Source organism: Methylobacterium sp. C33D, assembly GCF_053345825.1.
Genome location: NZ_JBKFAV010000019.1, coordinates 61,414 through 79,237, shown reverse-complemented (window position 1 = coordinate 79,237; position 17,824 = coordinate 61,414). Strand labels below are relative to the sequence as shown.

Below are 17,824 nucleotides of genomic sequence, written 5' to 3'. Positions count from 1 at the left end.
GGGCGGCCCCAGGGGCCGGGACGGACACGACGGGACGGACGGTTGAACCGGTCCCCCGGCCCGGCGCGGCCGGGGGACCGGTTCAACGGCGCGCCTCGCCGGCGTCAACGCGGTTCAAGATAGGCCCGAACCGTTGCCAAAAACTTCGCGACCGAGATCGGCTTCGACAGGTAGGCCTCGCAGCCGCCCTCGCGGATCCGCTCCTCGTCGCCCTTCATGGCGAAGGCCGTGATGGCGATCACCGGGATGCTCTTGAGGTCGTCGTCCTCCTTGAGCCATTTCGTCACCTCGAGGCCGGAGACCTCGGGGAGCTGGATGTCCATGAGGATCAGGTCGGGGTGATGGGCGCGCGCCAGCTCGATCGCCTCGATGCCGTGGGCGGTCTTGAGCGTCGCGTAGCCGTTCGCCTCCAGGAGATCGTTGAACAGCTTCATGTTCAACTCGTTGTCCTCGACGATCAGCACCGTTTTCTTCATGATCCGTTGTCCCGGTGCGCGCCGATCATGATTAGCGGGCCGTGAAGCCCCTCCGTCACCTTTGTAGCGTTCACATGTTGATGAATGGCAAACCTCTTCAAGGGCATGAGTCGGCCGAACGGCTCGCCCTCGACGTTCTGTTGTGGATCGCTGGGGACGACGACCGTCTCCTGCCCTTCCTGGCGGCGAGCGGCCTGAGCCCCGACACGCTCCGCGCGAGCGCCCGGGAGCCCGCCTTCCTGGTGGGCGTCCTCGACCACGTGATGGGCGACGAGAACGTGCTCGTCGCCTGCGCGAACGGCCTCGGGATCAAGCCGGAGCGGATCGCCGCGGCCTGGCAGGCGCTGTCGCCGCGGCCGGACGACGCGTGGGCGTGAGGCGCGCCCTCAGGGCGTGCAGCCCTTCCCCGCCTCCCGGTCGGCCCGCCCGGCCTTGGCGTCGATGTCGAGGGCGGTCATGTCGCCCAGGATGGCGAAGTCGCCGTAATCGAGCTTGAGGGCGCCGCTGACGCCGTTCTCGTAGAGGTCGAAGCCGAGGGTGTAGATCGGCGTGCGCTCCCCGGCGCCCTCGGTGTAGTAGCTGAGGCGCACCGGCCAGTGCGGCATGGCGGCCAGCGACCCGTCGCGCAGGGGCTTGTCGCGGGTCGAGTCGGAGGCCGGGGCGGTCGCGGCGTGGCCGATCACCGCGAAGGTGTCGTAGACCTTCCGGCCGTCGTCCGAGCCGTCGTAGACCTTGACCGCGAGGGTCGACTGGCCGGCCCGCGCCGCCTCGATCAGGCGGCGCATGTGCTCGCTCGGGAACAGGACCGGCCCCTCCACGGTGAACGGCTTCGGGCCGCCCTTCAGCTTCACCGTCAGGGCGTCGCCCTGCTCGGAGGCGGTCCCGTCCACGGGGGCGGCGGGCTTGTTGTTGGTGAGCGTCGTCGTCTTGAACCGGAACTCGCGCCCCTGCCCGCCCTCGAAGGTGGTGCTGCGCATGTCGGACAGGCGCGCGCCGGTCTCGCCGGAGGACAGCTCCGTCACCTGGCGGGTCTGCATCGTGTAGCCGCGGCAGGCGTCGCCCCGGAAATCGATGACGATGCGCCCGCGGGCGCTCTCCACCGAGCGGGTGCCGCCGCCCTCGGCCAGCGACAGGTCGTAGACCGCGCGGTGGTTGGCGAGCACGATCCCGGGCGCCGGGGCCGGCGGCTTGGCGTCCGGTTCGGGCCCGGCGGGCGGGGCCGCGCGGGCGGGCCCGGCGCAGACGAGAAGACCGGCCGTCAGCAGTGGGAAGAGGCGCAGGCGCATGGACAACCCCGGTTCGGTCCGCCGCAGATAGCAGGCCCGGGGAATCGGGCAATGCTTGGGCCGCGCCGGGGCCCGCCTACCGGTAGCCCGCGGCCTGGAGGGTGAACAGCTCGGCGTAGCGGCCGCCCCGGGCCATGAGGGCGGCGTGGCTGCCCTCCTCCAGCACCCGGCCGCCCTCCAGGACGAGGATGCGGTCGGCCATGCGCACGGTGGAGAAGCGGTGCGAGATCAGCACCGTCGTCCGCCCGGCCGACAGTTCCCGGAACCGCGCGAAGACGTCGTGCTCGGCCCGGGCGTCGAGGGCCGCGGTCGGCTCGTCCAGGATCAGGATCTCGGCCTCGCGCATGTAGGCCCGGGACAGCGCGACCTTCTGCCACTCGCCCCCGGAGAGGTCGAGGCCGCCGGCGAAGCGCTTGCCCAGCGGCTGGGCGTAGCCCGCGGGCAGGCGCTCGATCACCGGGGCCGCGAGCCCCCGGGCCGCCGCGGCCGCGATGCGGTCCGCGTCGTCGGCGGCCGCGATCCGGCCGACCGCGACGTTCTCCCCGGCGGTGAGGTCGAAGCGGACGAAGTCCTGGAAGATCGCCCCGATCCGCGCCCGCAGGTCGTCGAGGTCGTAGGCGGCGAGCGGCACGCCGTCGAGGAGCACGCGGCCCTCGTGCGGGTCGTACAGGCGGGTCATCAGCTTGACGATCGTGGTCTTGCCGGCGCCGTTGCCGCCGACCAGCGCCACCGTCTCCCCGGCCCGGACCGCGAAGGAGAGGTCGCGCAGCGCGAAAGTCTGCGTGCCGGGATAGCGGTAGCCGACCCCCTCGAAGACCAGCCCCTCCCGGATCGGGCTCGGCACCGGCACGGGCCGGGCGGGCGAGCGGATCTGCGGCCGGATCGCGAAGAAGGCGTAGAAATCCTCGAGATACTGCGCCTGGCCGGTGATCTGGGTCAGCCCGAGGAGCAGCCCCTCCAGGCCGCCGCGCAGGCGCTGGAACGCGCCGGCCAGGAAGGCGAGGTCGCCCACCGAGAAGGCGCCCGCCACCGTCCGCCAGACGATCACCGCGTAGGCGGCGTAGTAGGCGAGCGTCCCGAGGCTCGCGAAGGCGAAGCCCCAGCCGGCCCGGGCGACCGCGAGGCCGCGATTCTCGGCGAGCAGCCGCCCCGCCACCGCGGCGTAGAGCCCGGTGACGTAGCCCGCGAGGCCGAAGAGCTTGATCTCCTTGGCGGTCTCGACGCTGGCGCCGAGGTAGCGCAGGTAGTCGATCCGCCGCCGCTCGGGGCTGCGGATCCAGGCGAGGCGGTAGCCGGCCTTGGTGAAGTGCCACTCGTTGAGCACCGCCGGGATCAGGGCGGCGGCGATCAGCACCACGAGCCAGGGCGTGAAGGCCGCGACCCCGACCGCCAGGGTCGCGAGGGTCAGGAGGCCCTGGAGCTGGCCGAACACCGTGCCGATCAGGCCGGTGCGGCCGCTGACCTGCCGGCGGGCCCGCTCCAGCCGGTCCTGCTGGGCGCTGTCCTCGAACTGCGCGAGGTCGAGCTCGGCGGCGTGCGCCATCAGCCGCAGGGAGGCCGCGTTGGCGTAGAGGTCGCCGATCAGGGTCTCGACGAGGCTCGAGAGCCGGCCGGTCAGGTCCGAGAGCAGGGCGAGGCCGAACTCGGCGGCGACGAGGCCGGCGAGCCGCGCCCGGCCGGGATCGGCGAGCCACGCCGCGAGCCCCGCCTCCGGCGCCGGCCGGGCGTGCTCGGCCACGATCCCGTCGAGGATCAGCTTGGCGAGGTAGAGGGTCAGGACCGGCAGGCAGGCCGCCACGAGGCGCAGCGACAGGCTCGCCGCCAGCAGGCGCGGGCTCGCGGCGGCGATCTCCCGGAACAGGGTCGGCAGGTGGCGCAGCGCGCCGACGCGCTCGCCCAGGCGCTTGCCGAATCGCTCACCCAGCCGCCGACGCAGTCCCGCCCCCGGCCGCGGTGCGGGCCCGCTCATACCCTGGGGATGACCCGCCGGGTTTCGGGCGTGGATTGGACGACGTGCAAGGATATCATTAACTGTAGATGCATATAGTTTTAATCCTCGTCGAGTGGTGCGTGCTCAGCGGTCCTGCAATCCTCAGAGTTTCGGTTCTCCTCATCATTGCCGGCATCCTCGCGGCGGTGGTGCAGGCCCTGCTGCCGAGCCCCGCGCCCGGACCGGCGACTCCGCCCGCGTCCGCTCCGGAAACACCGGCGGCCCCCCAGCCCTCGGCGACGGTCCGGCGCGTCGAGCCGCCTCCTGCGGCTCCCGCGGCGGCGCCCGCCCCGTCCGCTCCGCCCACCCCGTCCGCCCCGCCCGCGGCGGTCGAGCCCGCCCCCGCCCCGCCCGGCGGCGCTCCGGCGCCGGCGCGGATGCCCTCCGACGCGACGGCCTTCCCCGCCGAGCCGCTCCCGCGGGAGGCGCAGCCCGAGCCGTCGGCGCAGGAGGCGGCCGGTCAGGCCGAGGTCGACCGGGCGGAGGACGGCGCCGGTCCCCGGGCCCTGGCCATCCTCGATCTCAACACCGCCTCGGTGGCGGATCTCAATCACCTGCGCGGCGGGGGCGCCATCGGCCGGGCGATCGTCGCCAAGCGGCCCTACACGTCGGTGGAGCAGCTGCTGTCGAAGCGCGTGCTCAGCCGGTCGGTCTACGAGAAGATCAAGGATCAGGTGACCGTGCGGTGAGCGTGCGGCGAGGCCGCGGCCCCGCGACCCGCTCCGTCTTGCGGCGTCGGAGGATACAAATTAGCGCTGTGCGGGATATCCCAGGGGTCCGCGCATGCCGCTCTACGTCAAGGATCCGCAGGTCGACGCGCTCGCGGCCCAGCTCATGGCGCTGCTGGGCACGAGCAAGACCGACGCGGTGCGCCGCGCGCTTCAGAACGAGATCGCCCGCCAGACGAACAGGCCCGATCTCGTCGCGCGGACGGCCGACTTCGTCCGTGCCCTGCACGAGCGTGCCGGCCCGGACCGGAAGCCCGCCGACGCGGCGTTCATCGACGGTCTGTACGAGCGCACCTGAGGTGGGACCCGATGTTCGTGGATGCGTCGGCCCTCACGGCGATCCTCACCGACGAGACGGATGCGGCCGCCCTGGCGGCCCGGCTTCAGCGGGCGCTGCGCCGCGTGACGTCGCCCCTGGCGGTCTGGGAAACCGGCGTGGCCGTGGCGCACCACCTCGATCTCCCGGTCCCGGCCGCCCGCGAGGCGGTGCGCGCCTATCTCGACCTCGCCGGCATCGAGATCCTGGCCGTCCCGCCGGAGGCCGAAGCGGGCGCGCTGGACGCCTACGACCGCTTCGGCAAGGGCCGGCACCCGGCCGGCCTGAACTTCGGCGACTGCTTCGCCTACGCCTGTGCCCGCGCCCACGGCGTCCCGCTGCTCTACAGGGGCAACGACTTCCCGCTCACGGACATCGAGACCGCCTGAGGCCGACGGTCCGCGCGGGGCAGGCGGGGCGCGGCGGGCGGAGGACCGCCGCCGCGCGCCCTCAGATCTTCGTGCCGAAGATCTCGGCCACCTGCGGGATGTCCTTGTCGCCGCGGCCCGACATGTTGAGCACCATGAGGTGCTCGGCCGGGCGCTGCGGCGCGAGCTCCAGGATCTTGGACAGGGCGTGGGCCGGCTCCAGGGCCGGGATGATCCCCTCCAGCATCGAGCAGAGCTTGAACGCCTCCAGCGTCTCGGAATCGGTCGCCGACAGGTAGGTGACCCGGCCCATCTCGTGCAGCCACGCGTGCTCGGGGCCGATGCCCGGGTAGTCGAGGCCCGCCGAGATCGAGTGGGCGTCGGCGATCTGGCCGTCCCCGTCCATCAGCAGGTAGGTGCGGTTGCCGTGCAGCACGCCCGGCTTGCCGCCGGTCAGCGAGGCCGCGTGCAGGCCCGACTGGACGCCGTGGCCCGCGGCCTCGACGCCGAAGATCTCGACCTCGCGGTCGTCCAGGAACGGGTGGAACAGCCCCATGGCGTTCGAGCCGCCGCCGATGCAGGCGACGAGGGAATCCGGGATCCGGCCCTCCTGGGCGATCATCTGCTCGCGGGTCTCGCGGCCGATCACCGACTGGAAGTCGCGGACCATGGCCGGGTACGGGTGCGGGCCCGCCACCGTGCCGATGCAGTAGAACGTGTCGGCGACGTTGGTGACCCAGTCGCGCAGCGCCTCGTTCATGGCGTCCTTGAGGGTCTTGGTGCCGGATTCCACCGGGATCACCTCGGCGCCGAGCATCTTCATGCGGAAGACGTTGGGGGCCTGACGGGCGACGTCGACCGCGCCCATGTAGACGACGCACTTGAGGCCGAAGCGCGCGCAGAGCGTCGCGGTGGCGACGCCGTGCTGGCCGGCGCCGGTCTCGGCGATGATCCGCGGCTTGCCCATGCGGCGGGCCAGCAGGATCTGGCCCAGCACGTTGTTCACCTTGTGGGAGCCGGTATGGTTCAGCTCCTCGCGCTTGAAATAGACCTTGGCGCCCTGCCCGGCCGGCGCCTTGGCGCGCAGGTGCTCGGTGAGGCGCTCGGCGTAGTAGAGCGGGCTCGGCCGGCCGATATAGTGGGTGCCGTAGCTCTCCATCTCGGCCTGGAAGGTCGGGTCCTTCTTGGCCGTCTCGTAGGCCGCCTCCAGCTCGAGGATCAGCGGCATCAGCGTCTCGGCGACGAAGCGGCCGCCGAAGATGCCGAAGCGGCCGCGCTCGTCGGGGCCGGTGCGGAAGGAGTTGGGCTCGGGGGCGATGGTCACGGGACGGGTCCTGCGGGCGAATCGATGATTTGCGGGGTGCCTAGACCCATGCGGCCGCCACCGCAATGCGGCCAGCCGCGCGCGTAACCGGATCGGGCGCCGGCGCGAACGGGCTGTCAGCATCCGGCAGGAGGTTGATCATGGCCCTTCGCGACACGTTCCGCACCCTCTCCCGCCCGGTCCTCGGGGCGGGTCTCGGGCTCGGCCTCGCGGCGGCCGTCCTGCTCCCCCGGCTCCCGGCCTTCGCCGAGGAGGCGCCCCGGCGCCTGCCGGAGGCCGCGGCCCGCGCCGCCGAGCCGTTGGGGCCGCGCGTGGCCGTCTTCGCCGGCGGCTGCTTCTGGGGCGTGCAGGGGGTGTTCCAGCACGTGCGCGGGGTGAGCGGCGCCGTGTCGGGCTACGCCGGCGGCACCCGTGCGGAGGCCGATTACCGGACGGTCAGCGGCGGCGGGACCGGCCATGCCGAGGCCGTGGCGGTCACCTACGATCCCGCGGTGATCCGCTACGACGAGCTGCTGCGGATCTTCTTCTCGGTGGCGCTCGATCCCACCCAGCTGGACCGCCAGGGCCCCGATACCGGGCGGCAATACCGCTCGGCCCTGTTCCCGCAGGATGCCGAGCAGGCGCGGGTGGCGCGGGCCTACATCGCCCAGCTCGACGCGGCCAAGACCTACGCGCGGCCCGTGGCCACCCGGATCGAGCCGGGGGCGACCTTCTATCCGGCCGAAGCCTACCACCAGGACTTCATGGCCCAGCACCCCGGGCACCCGTACATCGCCGCCAACGACGCGCCGAAGCTCGAGGCCCTGCGCGCCCTGTTCCCGGAGCGGACGGCGGCGCAGCCCGTGCTGGTCAACCGCCCGCCGGCGTGAGCGCCGGCGGTCCCTATGCCTCCGGCGGCCGCGGCCGGCCGAAATCCGGGGCCGCGGTCTCCTGGCCCTGCGCCACGATGCTGCGCCGGATCGCCCGGGTGCGGGTGAACATCGCGTGGAGCGCGTCGCCGTCGCCCCAGCGCACCGCCTTGGCGAGCGCCGACAGGTCCTCGTTGAACCGGCCGAGCATCTCCAGCACCGCCTCGCGGTTGTTGAGGAAGATGTCGCGCCACATGGTCGGGTCGGACGCCGCGATGCGGGTGAAGTCGCGGAACCCGCTCGCCGAGAACTTGATCACCTCCGACTGCGTCGCCGATTCGAGGTCGGCGGCGGTGCCCACGATGTTGTAGGCGATCAGGTGCGGCAGGTGGCTGGTGATGGCGAGCACGTGGTCGTGGTGCTCGGCGCTCATCGTCTCGACGTCGGCGCCCATCCCCGCCCACAGGGCGCGGACGGTCTCGATCGCCGCCGGGTCGGTGCCCTCGGGCGGGGTCAGGATGCACCAGCGGCCCTGGAACAGGGTCGCGAAGCCCGCGTCCGGTCCCGAGAACTCGGTCCCGGCGATCGGGTGCCCGGGGACCAGCGCGACGCCGTCGGGCAGGTGCGGCCGGACCGCCGCCACAACGGCGCCCTTCACCGAGCCGACATCCGACACGATCGCGCCGGGCTTGAGGTGCGGCGCCATCTCGGCCGCCGCCGCCCCGATGGCGCCCACCGGCACGCACAGGATGACGAGGTCGGTGCCGGCCGCGCCCTCCGCCGGGTCGCCCGTGACGACGTCGGCGATGCCGAGGTCGCGCACCCGGGCGCGCACGGCCGCGTCGCGGTCCACCGCCACGATGGTCCGGGCGAGGCCGTAGCGGCGCGCCGCCCGGGCGATCGACGAGCCGATCAGCCCGAGGCCGACGATGGCGAGGCGGCCGACGACGGGTGCCGCGGCCTTGAGGGTCTCAGCCATGCTGGCCCCGCACGAAGTCGCCGAGCGCCGCCAGGAACGCCGTGTTGGCCTCGGCGCCCGCCACCGTCACCCGCAGGGCGTTGGGCAGGCCGTAGGCCGTGACCCGCCGGGTGATCAGGCCGCGCTCGGTCAGGAACGCGTCCGCGTCCTCGGCCGAGCGGCCCGGCGCGTCGGGGAAGTGGATCAGCAGGAAGTTCGCGACGCTCGGCGTGACCGCCAGGCCGAGCGCGCGGGCGCCCTCGGTGAGCTTCGGCAGCCACTCGGCATTGTGGGCGGCGGCCGCCGCCATGTGGGCCTCGTCGGCGATGGCGGCCGAGCCCGCGGCGATCGCCGGGCCCGAGACGTTGAACGGGCCGCGGATCCGGTTGACCGCGTCCGCCACGTGCGCCGGCGCGACCATCCAGCCGATCCGCACGGCGGCCAGCCCGTGGATCTTCGAGAAGGTGCGGGTCATCACGACGTTCTCGGCCTCGAGGGCCAGCTCGAGCCCGGCCGAGTAGTCGTTCGCCCGGACGTACTCGGCGTAGGCGCCGTCGATCACCAGCAGCACGTGCGGCGGCAGGCCGGCGTGGAGGCGGCGGATCTCGTCGAAGGGCAGGTAGGTGCCGGTCGGGTTGTTGGGGTTCGTGACGTAGACGATCCGGGTCCGGTCGGTGACCCGGGCCAGGATCGCGTCGACGTCGACGGTCAGGTCGCGCTCGGGCGCGACCACGGGCTCGCCGCCCGAGGCCAGGATGGCGATCCGGTAGACGAGGAATCCGTGCTCCGAGTAGATCCCCTCGGTCCCCGGTCCGCCATACGCGTAGGCGAGCAGCGAGAGCAGCTCGTCCGAGCCCGCGCCGCAGACGATGCGCTCGGGATCGAGCCCGTAGCGCCGCGCGATGGCGGTGCGCAGGGCGGTCGCGCGCCCGTCCGGATAGGTCTCCAGCTTGGCGGTCGCCGCGTGGAGCGCGGCCAAAGCCGCCGGGCTCGGGCCGAGGGGCGTCTCGTTGGAGGACAGCTTGTAGACCTTGCCGCCGCCGGGCCGCCCGCTCTTGCCGGGCACGTAGGTGTCGATCGCCAGGACGCCGGGACGCGGTTCCGGACGGGCGGGTCGGGGGGCGGACATAGCGGTGCGACTCGGGATGGGCGGGGTTCGGTCGGTTCCGCGCCCGTCTACAGCATTTCGCCGGCCGGTGAACCCGGGGCCGCCGCCCGTGAGGCCGGCCCGACCCTGCCGGGGCGACTTGTCCGGCCCCACGGAGTCGTGCCTGTATGCCGGCGCTCCGCCGACAGGCGCCCGACACGAAGGATCTCCGCATGCCCCTCGAACGCTACCTGGACGGCGGCGCCCACATCCTCCCCGCCGACGACTCGCTGATCCGCTTCGCCATGACCAACGGCCAGCGGGTGATCGCGGTCGAGGTCCCGGTTCCCGTGCTGCGCCAGCAGTTCGGCGGCGGCGCCGACCTCGCCCCCCTGGAGCTGTTCGCCCGCAATCAGGCGGTGATCGAGGCCGCGGCGAGCCAGGCCTACGACCGGACCGAGACCCCCAACGACCTCCTCGATCTCGGCCCGGAGGATTTCGACACCCGGCCGGCCTCGGCCAGGCCCTGAGCGGCAGGCCCTGAGCGGCGGGCCTCAAACAGCGCGATCCATCCGGGGCGCCGCGGCAAAACGGCGACGCGCAAATGCCGCGGGGCACTCGCCACGTTTCGGCCTGTTGAACCGGGAGAACAGGGGCGCGTCGGGCGTGCCCCACCCCGCAGCCCCTGGATGGATCGACGATGCCCGGTGACCTGATCCCCTGCAGCCTCTTCCTGATCGGGATCCTCGTGTCGGTCGCCGCGGATTGCCGCCTGCGCCGTGTCGAGGCGGCCCCGTGGGCCAATGGCTGCATCACGGCCGCCGGCGCCGCCCTGGTCTTCGCGGCCTGCGCGGCCGCCATGTTCTGAGGAACCGCCGGACGCCGGACGGACTTTCACAGCGGCGTCCGGGCCCGCGCCCGGCGGCGCGACTGGCGGGGCGAGGGTTCCATGGTATCGATGCAGGCCCTGATCGGCTGCGGGCTCGTGCTCACCGGCATCCTGATCGAGAGCGCGGCGAGCCGGCACTGGCGGGCGGGCGTCGGCGCGGACCGGCTCGACGTCCGGGCCGCCCTCGCGCTCGGCCTGCCCGCCCTGGGGCTCGCCGTGATGGCCGCGCCGATCGCGTGAGTGAGGTGCCGGGTGTCGGACCCCGCCCGATCGGCCGTGGACGGGCGCCGGGGCCCGTGTTCCGCGGCACCTCGGGCGCCGGGCGCCGATCGTAGAGGTCCATCTCGAACGGCGGAGCCTCGAGATGAGCATCGTAGCGGATATCGTTTTCTTCCTCGTGATCGACGCGATCGAGGCCGCTTGGCGGTTCGGGCGGCGGCGTCTCTTCGGGGCCGCCCCCGACGCGCGGGATCGTCCGGGCTCCGAGACCCGGGGCGCGTCGGAGGGCCGGAGCCCGCACGCGCGTTGACGCTCGGCGCCCCGCGCATTACCTCGGCGGGGCTGGCCGCGTCGGGCGAGTGCGGCGCGTCAGGCGATCCCGTGCTCTCCCGGTTCGGATCCGAACCGATACACGGTCGTCAAGACCCGCCATGGACACCCAAACGGACACGGCCCTGAGGCCGGACCCGATCGACGAGCCGGCGCGGCGCGCGTCCGAGCGCTCGCAGGCGCTCGACCCGAGGAGCCCGGTGGCGCGCTTCGCCGCCGACACGCCGCTGCTCACCGACGCGGGCGTCGAGCTCGCGCCCTTCCAGATCGCCTACCAGACCGCCGGCACGCTCAACGCCGCGCGCTCGAACGCCGTCCTGATCTGCCACGCGCTCACCGGTGACCAGTACTTCGCCCACACCCATCCGGTGACCGGCAAGCCCGGCTGGTGGGAGACGCTGGTCGGCCCCGGCAAGCCGATCGACACCGACCGCTACTTCGTCGTCTGCTCGAACGTCATCGGCTCGTGCATGGGCTCCACCGGCCCGGCCTCGATCGACCCGGCGACGGGGCGGCCCTACGGGCTGAACTTCCCGCTGGTCACGATCCGCGACATGGTCCGGGCGCAGGCGATGCTGCTGGAGCATCTCGGGATCCGGGACCTGTTCCTGTGCATCGGCGGCTCGATGGGCGGGATGCAGGTGCTGCAATGGGCGGCGCTCTATCCCGAGCGCGTCTTCGCCGCGATGCCGATCGCCACCGGCGCCCGCCACTCGGCGCAGAACATCGCCTTCCACGAGGTCGGCCGTCAGGCGATCATGGCCGATCCCGCCTGGGCGGACGGGCGCTACCTCGAGGCGGGCACGCGCCCCGCCAAGGGGCTCGGCGTCGCCCGGATGGGCGCGCACATCACCTACCTGTCCGAGCCGGCCCTGCACCGGAAGTTCGGCCGGCGCTTCCAGGGCGGCACGGCGCCGACCTTCTCGTTCAACGCCGATTTCCAGATCGAGAGCTACCTGCGCCACCAGGGCCTGAGCTTCGTCGAGCGGTTCGACGCCAACGCCTACCTCTACCTGACCCGGGCGATGGACTATTTCGACCTCGCCGAGGACCACGGCGGCGTGCTCGCCAACGCCTTCCGGGGCACCAAGACCCGCTTCTGCGTGATCTCGTTCACCTCCGACTGGCTGTTCCCGACCCGCGACTCGCGCGCGATCGTGCACGCGCTCAACGCGGCCGCGGCGCCCGTGGCCTTCGTGGAGGTCGAGAGCGACAAGGGCCACGACGCCTTCCTGCTCGACGAGCCGGCGATGTTCTCCGCGGCGCGCGGCTTCATCGACGCCGCCGCCCGGGCGCGCGGGCTGTGACGCGGATGGCGAGCGGCGGGTCCGGCAAGATGACCTTCGGCAAGCCGCCCATGGGCAAGATCTCTTCGGAGAAGATCTCTTCGGGCAAGATCTCTTCGGGCAAGATCGCTCTGGGCAAGGTCCGGCACGGTGCCCCCTGGGAGGGCGCGGACGCCCTCCCCCACGCGGCCGAGGGCGGCGGCGCCCGCGTCGACCACCTCGTCGTGCTCGGCCTCGTCCCGGCCGGCGCCCGGGTCCTCGACATCGGCTGCGGCGACGGCTCGCTGCTGGCGCTGCTGCGCGACCGCCGCGGCATCGACGGGCGCGGGATCGAGCTGTCCCGGGAGGGCGTGAACGCCTGCCTCGCCCGGGGCCTGTCGGTGATCCAGGGCGACGCCGACACCGACCTCGCCAACTACCCGGACGGCGCCTTCGACGTGGTGGTCCTGTCCCAGACCATCCAGGCGACCCGCAATCCCCGGGTGGTGCTGGAGCACCTGCTGCGCATCGGCCGGCAGGTGATCATCTCGTTCCCGAATTTCGGGCACTGGCGCGTGCGCTCCGAGCTGGCGTTCCGCGGGCGGATGCCGGTCACCGAGATCATGCCGGACGCGTGGTGGGAGACGCCCAACATCCACCACTGCACGATCCGCGACTTCGTCGGCCTGTGCCGCCTGATCGGCGCCCGGATCGAGCACGCGACCGCGCTGGACGCCCGCGGCCGGCCGATGCGGTTCTCCATGCCCTGGTGGGTCTGGAACCTGTTCGGCGCGCAGGGCGTGTTCCTGCTCCGGCGCGAGGATGCCGGGCCCTAGCGCCGCGCCCGATCAAGGCGAGGCGGTGGCGCGTCGAGCCCGTGCCGGACGAGGCACACTCCGGTCGCGCCCTGATGGCTCGCTCGACCTCGAAGCGTCTTGTCCCTCACCCTGACCCTCTCCCGCACGGGAGAGGGGGCATGGCGCCGATGTCTCGACCGGGGTCGTCGTCCTTCCCAACCGTTGCAACACGATCGGAAGCGGCCCCAGCATCGCGCCGCTGTTGTCCGGCGCTCGAGGGTCGCCGCACGGCGCTGTCTCTCCCGGGCACCCGCCGCGCCCCGGCCCGGGGATGACGCCGGCAGTCCGAAATAGAGCAGAAACGGAGCTTGGCTATTTCTGGTCGCGCTCCCGTGATCGGACCGTGATTACGGATTCGTTTGGCGCTTTTCCCGAGACGTACGCGTTCACGAGGGGTCGTGGACTGTGTCCGGCTGGGCGGAAAACTTGCCGCAATCGCGAATTCCAGCAGGGTCGACAGGACACGTGCGCCGCGCGATCGTTCACATCGGGATGCCCCGAACCGGCTCCACCGCGTTCCAGGAGGTGCTGGCCCGCCTGCGCCCCCACCTCGCCGCGGTCGGGATCTGCTACCCGAACCTCGCCCCGCCGGGCGCCCCCGGGGGCGACGACGTCAATCACTACCGGCTCGGGCAGGCGCTGGACCGGCGCCGCGGCGCCGCGGAGCGCCGGCAGGCCCTCGCGCGCCTCGACGCGATCCTCGCCGCCACGCCGGCCGACACGGTCCTGCTCTCCTACGAGGACTTCTCCGTCCAGCGCCCGCTCTGGCGCGTTCCCGAGATCCTGTCCGACCTGTTCGCGCGCCGCGGCTTCGCCCTGGAGGCGGTGCTGGTGGTCAAGCCGCAGGCCGAGCAGCTGGCCTCGGCCTACGCCCTGCGGGCGCAGGTCGTGGCCGAGGGCCGCACCTTCCGGGGCTTCCTGCGCTCCGAGGGCGCGTCCCGGCGCTACGACTACGCGGACAGGCTCGAGCCCTGGCGCCGCGCCGCCGCGGGGCGCGTCACCGCCCTGCCGTACCGCGACCGGCGGTCCGACGCGCCGCTGCTGGCGCGGCTGGTCGACGGGCTCGGCCTGGGCGGGCGCCTCGCGCCGCTCCTCGGCCCGGCCGACCTCGCCTACCGCACGAACCGGAGCTCCGGGCCGGTCGCGGTCGAGGCGTCGCGCCGCCTATACCGGCTCGGCGTCCACCGGCAGGTGACCGGGCATCGCCGGCTCCTCGGCCACGTCCTCGACGACTGGGCCTGGGCGCGGGGGCTCGACGCGGAGCGGTTCCGCGGCGACGCCCCGGAGGGGCTGGCCCGCGTCGCGGCGCGCTACGCGGCCGGGAACGCGCGCTTCGCCGCCGCCTGCTGGGGGCAGAGCTGGGACGCGGTCATCGCGCCCGCGCCCGCCGCGCCGCCGAACGAGCTCGCCGCCGGGCCGGTCGCGCCCGAGACGGAGGCCGCGGTCGAGGCGCTGGTGCGGGCGGCGGCGGCGCGGGCCGCCTTCCGGTCCCCGCCCGCGTGGCGGCGGCGGACGGCCCACGTCCTGGAGGAGTGCCGGGAGCGCCTCGGCGAGGCCGTCGGCTACCCCGTCTGGCGCGTGCCCTAGGGTCCGCCCGTGTCGATGTCCGAGAACCGGCGGCCGCCCCCGCGGACGCCGCCCCAGACGGTGGACCAAGCGGTGGACCAGGCGGTGAACCGAGCGGTGGATATGTGCGTCGTGCAGACGATCCCCCAGACGATCCCGGGGGCGAGCCCAACTGGCCACCCTCCGGGGCCCGTCACCTGGCACCCCCTCCAGGCCCGCGAGGCGCGCTGGGCGCGCCTCGGCCAGGTGCCGGTGATCGCGTGGCTGACCGGCCTGTCGGGGGCCGGCAAGTCGACCCTGGCGGCTGAGGCCGATCGGAGCCTGGTGGCGGGCGGCCGGCACAGCGCGGTCCTCGACGGCGACAACCTGCGCCACGGGCTCAACGCCGACCTCGCCTTCTCGCCGGAGGACCGCGCCGAGAACGTCCGGCGCACCGCCGAGGTGGCGCGGCTGATGGCCGAGGCGGGGACGGTGGTGATCGTCTCGCTGATCTCGCCCTACCGGGCCGACCGGGCGCTGGCCCGCCGGATCGCCGGCGACATCCCGTTCCTGGAGGTGTTCGTCGACACGCCGCTGGGCCTGTGCGAGGCCCGGGACCCGAAGGGCCTCTACCGTCTGGCCCGCGCCGGCCGCATCCCGGGCTTCACCGGCGTCACGGCGCCCTACGAGGCGCCGGAGCGGCCGGACCTGACCATCGCCACCGAGGGGCGCGGCACCGGGGCCTGCGCCCGCGCCCTGAGCGCGCGGCTGATGCGGCTGAGCCGGGCGGCCGCGGGTGAGACGCCGGGGCGGTGAGCGGCGCGCCCTGCCGGCGCGTCGATCACGGGCTCGATTCCGGGCGGTCTCGTCCCTCACCCCGACCCTCTCCCGGAGGGGAGAGGCGGCCGGTCGCGCCCGCCAGCGGCGCCGGTGCCCCTACCTGCCCGGCCAGCGCAGCTCCGCCCGCAGGCCGCCCATCTCCGAGCGGCCGAAATCCAGCCGGGCGCCCGCGGCCTCGGCGACGTCGCGGGCGATGGCGATGCCGAAGCCGGTGCCCGGCCGGCTCTCGTCCCAGCGCTGACCGCGCGCGATCCCCGCGATGGCCGCGGCGCTCATGCCGGGGCCGTCATCCTCGACGGCGAGGCCCGGGTGGCCGGCGCCCGTCCCGGCTGCCGTCCCGGTGATGCGGACCCGCCGGTGCGCCCACTTGCGGGCGTTGTCGAGGAGGTTGCCCAGCACCTCCATCAGCTCGCCCTCCTCGCCCGGATAGGCGAGGCTCCCGGGCACCGCCACTGTCCATTCCAGGGAGTCGCCCTCCGGCAGCCGCCGCAGGGTCGCGACGAGGCGCTCCGCCACCGGGGCGACCCGGCAGGACCGCCGCCGCAGGTCGCCCGCGGCCGCGACCCGCGCCCGGGCCAGCGCCCGCTCGACCTGACCGCCCATGGCCCGCGCCTGCTCGGCGATCTCGGCCGCCAGCGCCGGGTCGGCCGGCCCGGTCCGGCGCGCCAGGGCGTCCAGCACCGCCAGCGGGGTCTTGAGGCCGTGGGCCATGTCGGCGGCGGCGTCGCGGGCCCGGACCAGGGCGCGCTCCTGCGCGTCGAGCAGCCGGTTGAGGTCGGCGACCAGCGGCCGGACCTCGTCGGGGAACCGCTCCGGCAGCCGCGCCCGCCGCCCGGCATGGACCGCCAGGAGTTCCGCCTGCAGCACCCGGAACGGGCCGAGCGCCCGGTGGACGAACAGGCCCATCGCCACCGTCAGGACGACGAACAGGGCGACGAGCGCCGGGACGAGCAGGCGCAGGAACGTGGTCCGGCTCGCCGCGAGGCCGCGCCGGTCCTCCGCCACCGCGACGCGCAGCGCGGTCTCGGCGCCCGGCGCGCCGATCTGCAGCGGCCGAACCACCGCGATGAGCCGGCCGCCGTCGGGCCCGGTCGTGTCGAGGGTGGCGGGGACCTGCGCGCCGGTGCCGGCGTGTCCGAGATCGAGGCTCTTGTCCCAGAGCGAGCGCGACCGCAGCAGGTGCGATCCCGCCTCGACCTGCCAGTACAGGCCGCCGTAGGGCGTTGCGAAGCGCGGGTCCGGCAGGTCCCGGGACAGGGTCGGCGCCCCGTCCGGAGCGAGGCCGACCCGCCCGGCGATGAGCTTGGCGGTCCGGTCCAGGTCCGCGACGGTGCGGGCGTCGAGCACCCGGTCGAGGATCACCGTCAGGCCGAGCCCGGCGAGCACCAGCGCCAGCGCGATCAGCGCGGCCGCCGCGAGGCCGAGCCGCAGGCGGAGGGAGTCGCGCCTCACGACCCGCCCGGTCCGGCGATCAGGTAGCCCTGGCCGCGCCGGGTCTCGATCACCCCCGGCCCGAGCTTGCGGCGCAGGCGCGTCAGGAGCGCCTCCAGGGCGTTGGCCTCGCGCTCGGTCCCGACCCCGTGGAGGTGGTCGAGCAGCTCGCCCGCCGGCACGACCTGCCCCGGCCGGTGCAGCAGGAAGGCCAGCAGCCGGTACTCCAGGGCGGTCAGCTCCGCGGGCCGCCCGTCGACGCTGACCGCGCGGGTGCGGGTGTCGAGCTCGACCGGGCCGGCGCGCAGCACCGGCGCGGCGTGGCCGGCAGTGCGCCGCAGGATCGCCCGCAGGCGCGCCACCAGCTCCTCCATGCGGAACGGCTTGGCGAGGTAGTCGTCGGCGCCGGCGTCGATGCCCTCGACGCGCTCGCGCCAGCCGTCCCGGGCGGTGAGGATCAGGACCGGCAGGGCGATGTCGGCCGCGCGCAGGCGGCGCAGCACGCCGAGCCCGTCGAGGCGCGGCAGGCCGAGATCCAGCACCATGGCGTCGTACGTCTCGGTCTCGGCCCGGAACCACGCGGCCTCGCCGTCCGCCACCACGTCGGCGACGTAGCCGGCCCTCTCCAGGCCCTGCCGGATGTCCGCCGCGATGCGCGGCTCGTCCTCGACGATCAGGACGCGCACGGGCCGGCCTCCTCAATCATCGTCGTCCTCGTCCAGGATCTTCAGCGTGCCGGCATCGACCTTCACGGTCCGGCGCTTCCCGTCGGGCCCGAGGATGCGCAGCTTGTACAGCCAGTGTCCGTCGTCGTGCTTCAGGTCGACCGACACGACGTCCCCCGGCACCGCCGCCCGGGCCGCCGCCAGCACCGCGTCGAGGGGGTGGATCGCGCCGCTCTCCAGGGCCCGGCGGGCCCGGTCGGCGTCCTCGGAGGCGTGCACGGGCCCGCCCGCGAGGGCGGCCAGCAGGGCGAGAACGAGGACGCGGCGGGGCGGGAACGGGCTCATGCGGGCGCAGGCTAGGCCGCGCCGCCTGACGGGACGCTGACAGGCGGCGTCAGGGTC

22 protein-coding genes are annotated in these 17,824 nt (G+C 74.1%); 13 read left to right on the top strand and 9 right to left on the bottom strand.

All coding sequences use genetic code 11. The features are described 5' to 3' along the window. Positions 1–104 precede the first annotated feature (104 nt). Positions 105–476, bottom strand: coding sequence for a response regulator (locus ACLBXO_RS16855; RefSeq protein ID WP_007560977.1), 372 nt, complete (start codon positions 474–476; stop codon positions 105–107). A gap of 74 nt (positions 477–550) precedes the next feature. Here ACLBXO_RS16855 and ACLBXO_RS16850 point away from each other — a divergent pair, with 74 nt between their 5' ends. Beyond that, on the top strand, positions 551–853 hold the full coding sequence (locus tag ACLBXO_RS16850; protein WP_307188484.1) for a DUF3572 domain-containing protein: 303 nt from the start codon (positions 551–553) through the stop codon (positions 851–853). 9 nt (positions 854–862) lie between these two features. Here ACLBXO_RS16850 and ACLBXO_RS16845 read toward each other — a convergent pair whose 3' ends face one another. After that, positions 863–1,762, bottom strand: coding sequence for a cell envelope integrity EipB family protein (locus ACLBXO_RS16845; RefSeq protein ID WP_331313836.1), 900 nt, complete (start codon positions 1,760–1,762; stop codon positions 863–865). Positions 1,763–1,838: 76 nt separating this feature from the next. Next, positions 1,839–3,731 (bottom strand): ABC transporter ATP-binding protein, encoded by a 1,893-nt coding sequence (locus ACLBXO_RS16840; protein ID WP_447686060.1) that lies wholly within the window; start codon positions 3,729–3,731, stop codon positions 1,839–1,841. Between the two features lie 398 nt (positions 3,732–4,129). On the opposite strand from ACLBXO_RS16840, the gene ACLBXO_RS16835 reads away from it, so the two are divergent. The 3 genes from ACLBXO_RS16835 (at position 4,130) to ACLBXO_RS16825 (ending at position 5,185) form a co-directional block, all read left to right on the top strand. Further along, positions 4,130–4,441 (top strand): helix-hairpin-helix domain-containing protein, encoded by a 312-nt coding sequence (locus tag ACLBXO_RS16835; RefSeq protein ID WP_447686059.1) that lies wholly within the window; start codon positions 4,130–4,132, stop codon positions 4,439–4,441. A gap of 94 nt (positions 4,442–4,535) precedes the next feature. Beyond that, positions 4,536–4,778: a type II toxin-antitoxin system VapB family antitoxin gene (locus tag ACLBXO_RS16830; RefSeq protein WP_056523954.1), complete on the top strand. Its 243-nt coding sequence runs from the start codon at positions 4,536–4,538 to the stop codon at positions 4,776–4,778. A gap of 11 nt (positions 4,779–4,789) precedes the next feature. Next, on the top strand, positions 4,790–5,185 hold the full coding sequence (locus ACLBXO_RS16825) for a type II toxin-antitoxin system VapC family toxin (RefSeq protein WP_447686058.1): 396 nt from the start codon (positions 4,790–4,792) through the stop codon (positions 5,183–5,185). A 61-nt stretch (positions 5,186–5,246) separates the two neighbouring features. Here the strand turns inward: ACLBXO_RS16825 and trpB are convergent, their stop codons facing one another. After that, positions 5,247–6,488 carry a tryptophan synthase subunit beta gene (trpB, locus tag ACLBXO_RS16820; RefSeq protein WP_447686057.1) on the bottom strand — a complete coding sequence of 414 codons (1,242 nt, stop codon included), beginning with the start codon at positions 6,486–6,488 and terminating at the stop codon, positions 5,247–5,249. 140 nt (positions 6,489–6,628) lie between these two features. On the opposite strand from trpB, the gene msrA reads away from it, so the two are divergent. Further along, complete coding sequence (gene msrA, locus ACLBXO_RS16815) at positions 6,629–7,357, top strand: peptide-methionine (S)-S-oxide reductase MsrA (RefSeq protein ID WP_447686056.1); 729 nt, start codon at positions 6,629–6,631, stop codon at positions 7,355–7,357. 13 nt (positions 7,358–7,370) lie between these two features. On the opposite strand, the gene ACLBXO_RS16810 is transcribed toward msrA, so the two are convergent. Both ACLBXO_RS16810 and ACLBXO_RS16805 read right to left on the bottom strand, forming a co-directional pair. Further along, complete coding sequence (locus tag ACLBXO_RS16810) at positions 7,371–8,315, bottom strand: prephenate/arogenate dehydrogenase family protein (RefSeq protein WP_447686055.1); 945 nt, start codon at positions 8,313–8,315, stop codon at positions 7,371–7,373. Then, entirely contained in the window at positions 8,308–9,423 is a 1,116-nt protein-coding gene (locus tag ACLBXO_RS16805; protein WP_447686054.1) for a pyridoxal phosphate-dependent aminotransferase, read from the bottom strand. The genes ACLBXO_RS16810 and ACLBXO_RS16805 overlap by 8 nt, the downstream gene beginning before the upstream one ends. A gap of 191 nt (positions 9,424–9,614) precedes the next feature. On the opposite strand from ACLBXO_RS16805, the gene ACLBXO_RS16800 reads away from it, so the two are divergent. The 8 genes from ACLBXO_RS16800 (at position 9,615) to cysC (ending at position 15,302) form a co-directional block, all read left to right on the top strand. After that, the gene (locus ACLBXO_RS16800; RefSeq protein WP_331313827.1) at positions 9,615–9,911 is read left to right on the top strand and encodes a hypothetical protein; all 297 of its coding nucleotides are present in this window, start codon (positions 9,615–9,617) and stop codon (positions 9,909–9,911) included. 170 nt (positions 9,912–10,081) lie between these two features. After that, a complete protein-coding gene (locus ACLBXO_RS16795; protein ID WP_331313826.1) occupies positions 10,082–10,249 on the top strand; it encodes a hypothetical protein in 168 nt (55 codons plus the stop codon). An 81-nt stretch (positions 10,250–10,330) separates the two neighbouring features. Continuing rightward, positions 10,331–10,510 (top strand): hypothetical protein, encoded by a 180-nt coding sequence (locus tag ACLBXO_RS16790; protein WP_331313825.1) that lies wholly within the window; start codon positions 10,331–10,333, stop codon positions 10,508–10,510. Positions 10,511–10,634: 124 nt separating this feature from the next. Continuing rightward, the gene (locus tag ACLBXO_RS16785) at positions 10,635–10,799 is read left to right on the top strand and encodes a hypothetical protein (RefSeq protein ID WP_331313824.1); all 165 of its coding nucleotides are present in this window, start codon (positions 10,635–10,637) and stop codon (positions 10,797–10,799) included. A gap of 121 nt (positions 10,800–10,920) precedes the next feature. Next, on the top strand, positions 10,921–12,126 hold the full coding sequence (gene metX, locus ACLBXO_RS16780) for a homoserine O-acetyltransferase MetX (RefSeq protein ID WP_020095220.1): 1,206 nt from the start codon (positions 10,921–10,923) through the stop codon (positions 12,124–12,126). 5 nt (positions 12,127–12,131) lie between these two features. Continuing rightward, entirely contained in the window at positions 12,132–12,920 is a 789-nt protein-coding gene (gene metW / locus ACLBXO_RS16775) for a methionine biosynthesis protein MetW (RefSeq protein ID WP_447686053.1), read from the top strand. Positions 12,921–13,406: 486 nt separating this feature from the next. Continuing rightward, positions 13,407–14,528, top strand: a complete 1,122-nt coding sequence (locus ACLBXO_RS16770; protein ID WP_447686052.1) for a hypothetical protein — start codon at positions 13,407–13,409, stop codon at positions 14,526–14,528. A gap of 102 nt (positions 14,529–14,630) precedes the next feature. After that, entirely contained in the window at positions 14,631–15,302 is a 672-nt protein-coding gene (cysC, locus tag ACLBXO_RS16765; RefSeq protein ID WP_447686079.1) for an adenylyl-sulfate kinase, read from the top strand. 120 nt (positions 15,303–15,422) lie between these two features. Here the strand turns inward: cysC and ACLBXO_RS16760 are convergent, their stop codons facing one another. Genes ACLBXO_RS16760 through ACLBXO_RS16750 form a run of 3 tightly spaced genes read right to left on the bottom strand, consistent with a single transcriptional unit; the run spans position 15,423 to position 17,767 of the window. After that, complete coding sequence (locus ACLBXO_RS16760) at positions 15,423–16,778, bottom strand: sensor histidine kinase (protein WP_447686051.1); 1,356 nt, start codon at positions 16,776–16,778, stop codon at positions 15,423–15,425. Beyond that, on the bottom strand, positions 16,775–17,443 hold the full coding sequence (locus tag ACLBXO_RS16755; protein ID WP_447686050.1) for a response regulator transcription factor: 669 nt from the start codon (positions 17,441–17,443) through the stop codon (positions 16,775–16,777). The genes ACLBXO_RS16760 and ACLBXO_RS16755 overlap by 4 nt, the downstream gene beginning before the upstream one ends. A gap of 12 nt (positions 17,444–17,455) precedes the next feature. After that, positions 17,456–17,767 carry a PepSY domain-containing protein gene (locus ACLBXO_RS16750; RefSeq protein ID WP_447686049.1) on the bottom strand — a complete coding sequence of 104 codons (312 nt, stop codon included), beginning with the start codon at positions 17,765–17,767 and terminating at the stop codon, positions 17,456–17,458. Positions 17,768–17,824: the final 57 nt, after the last annotated feature.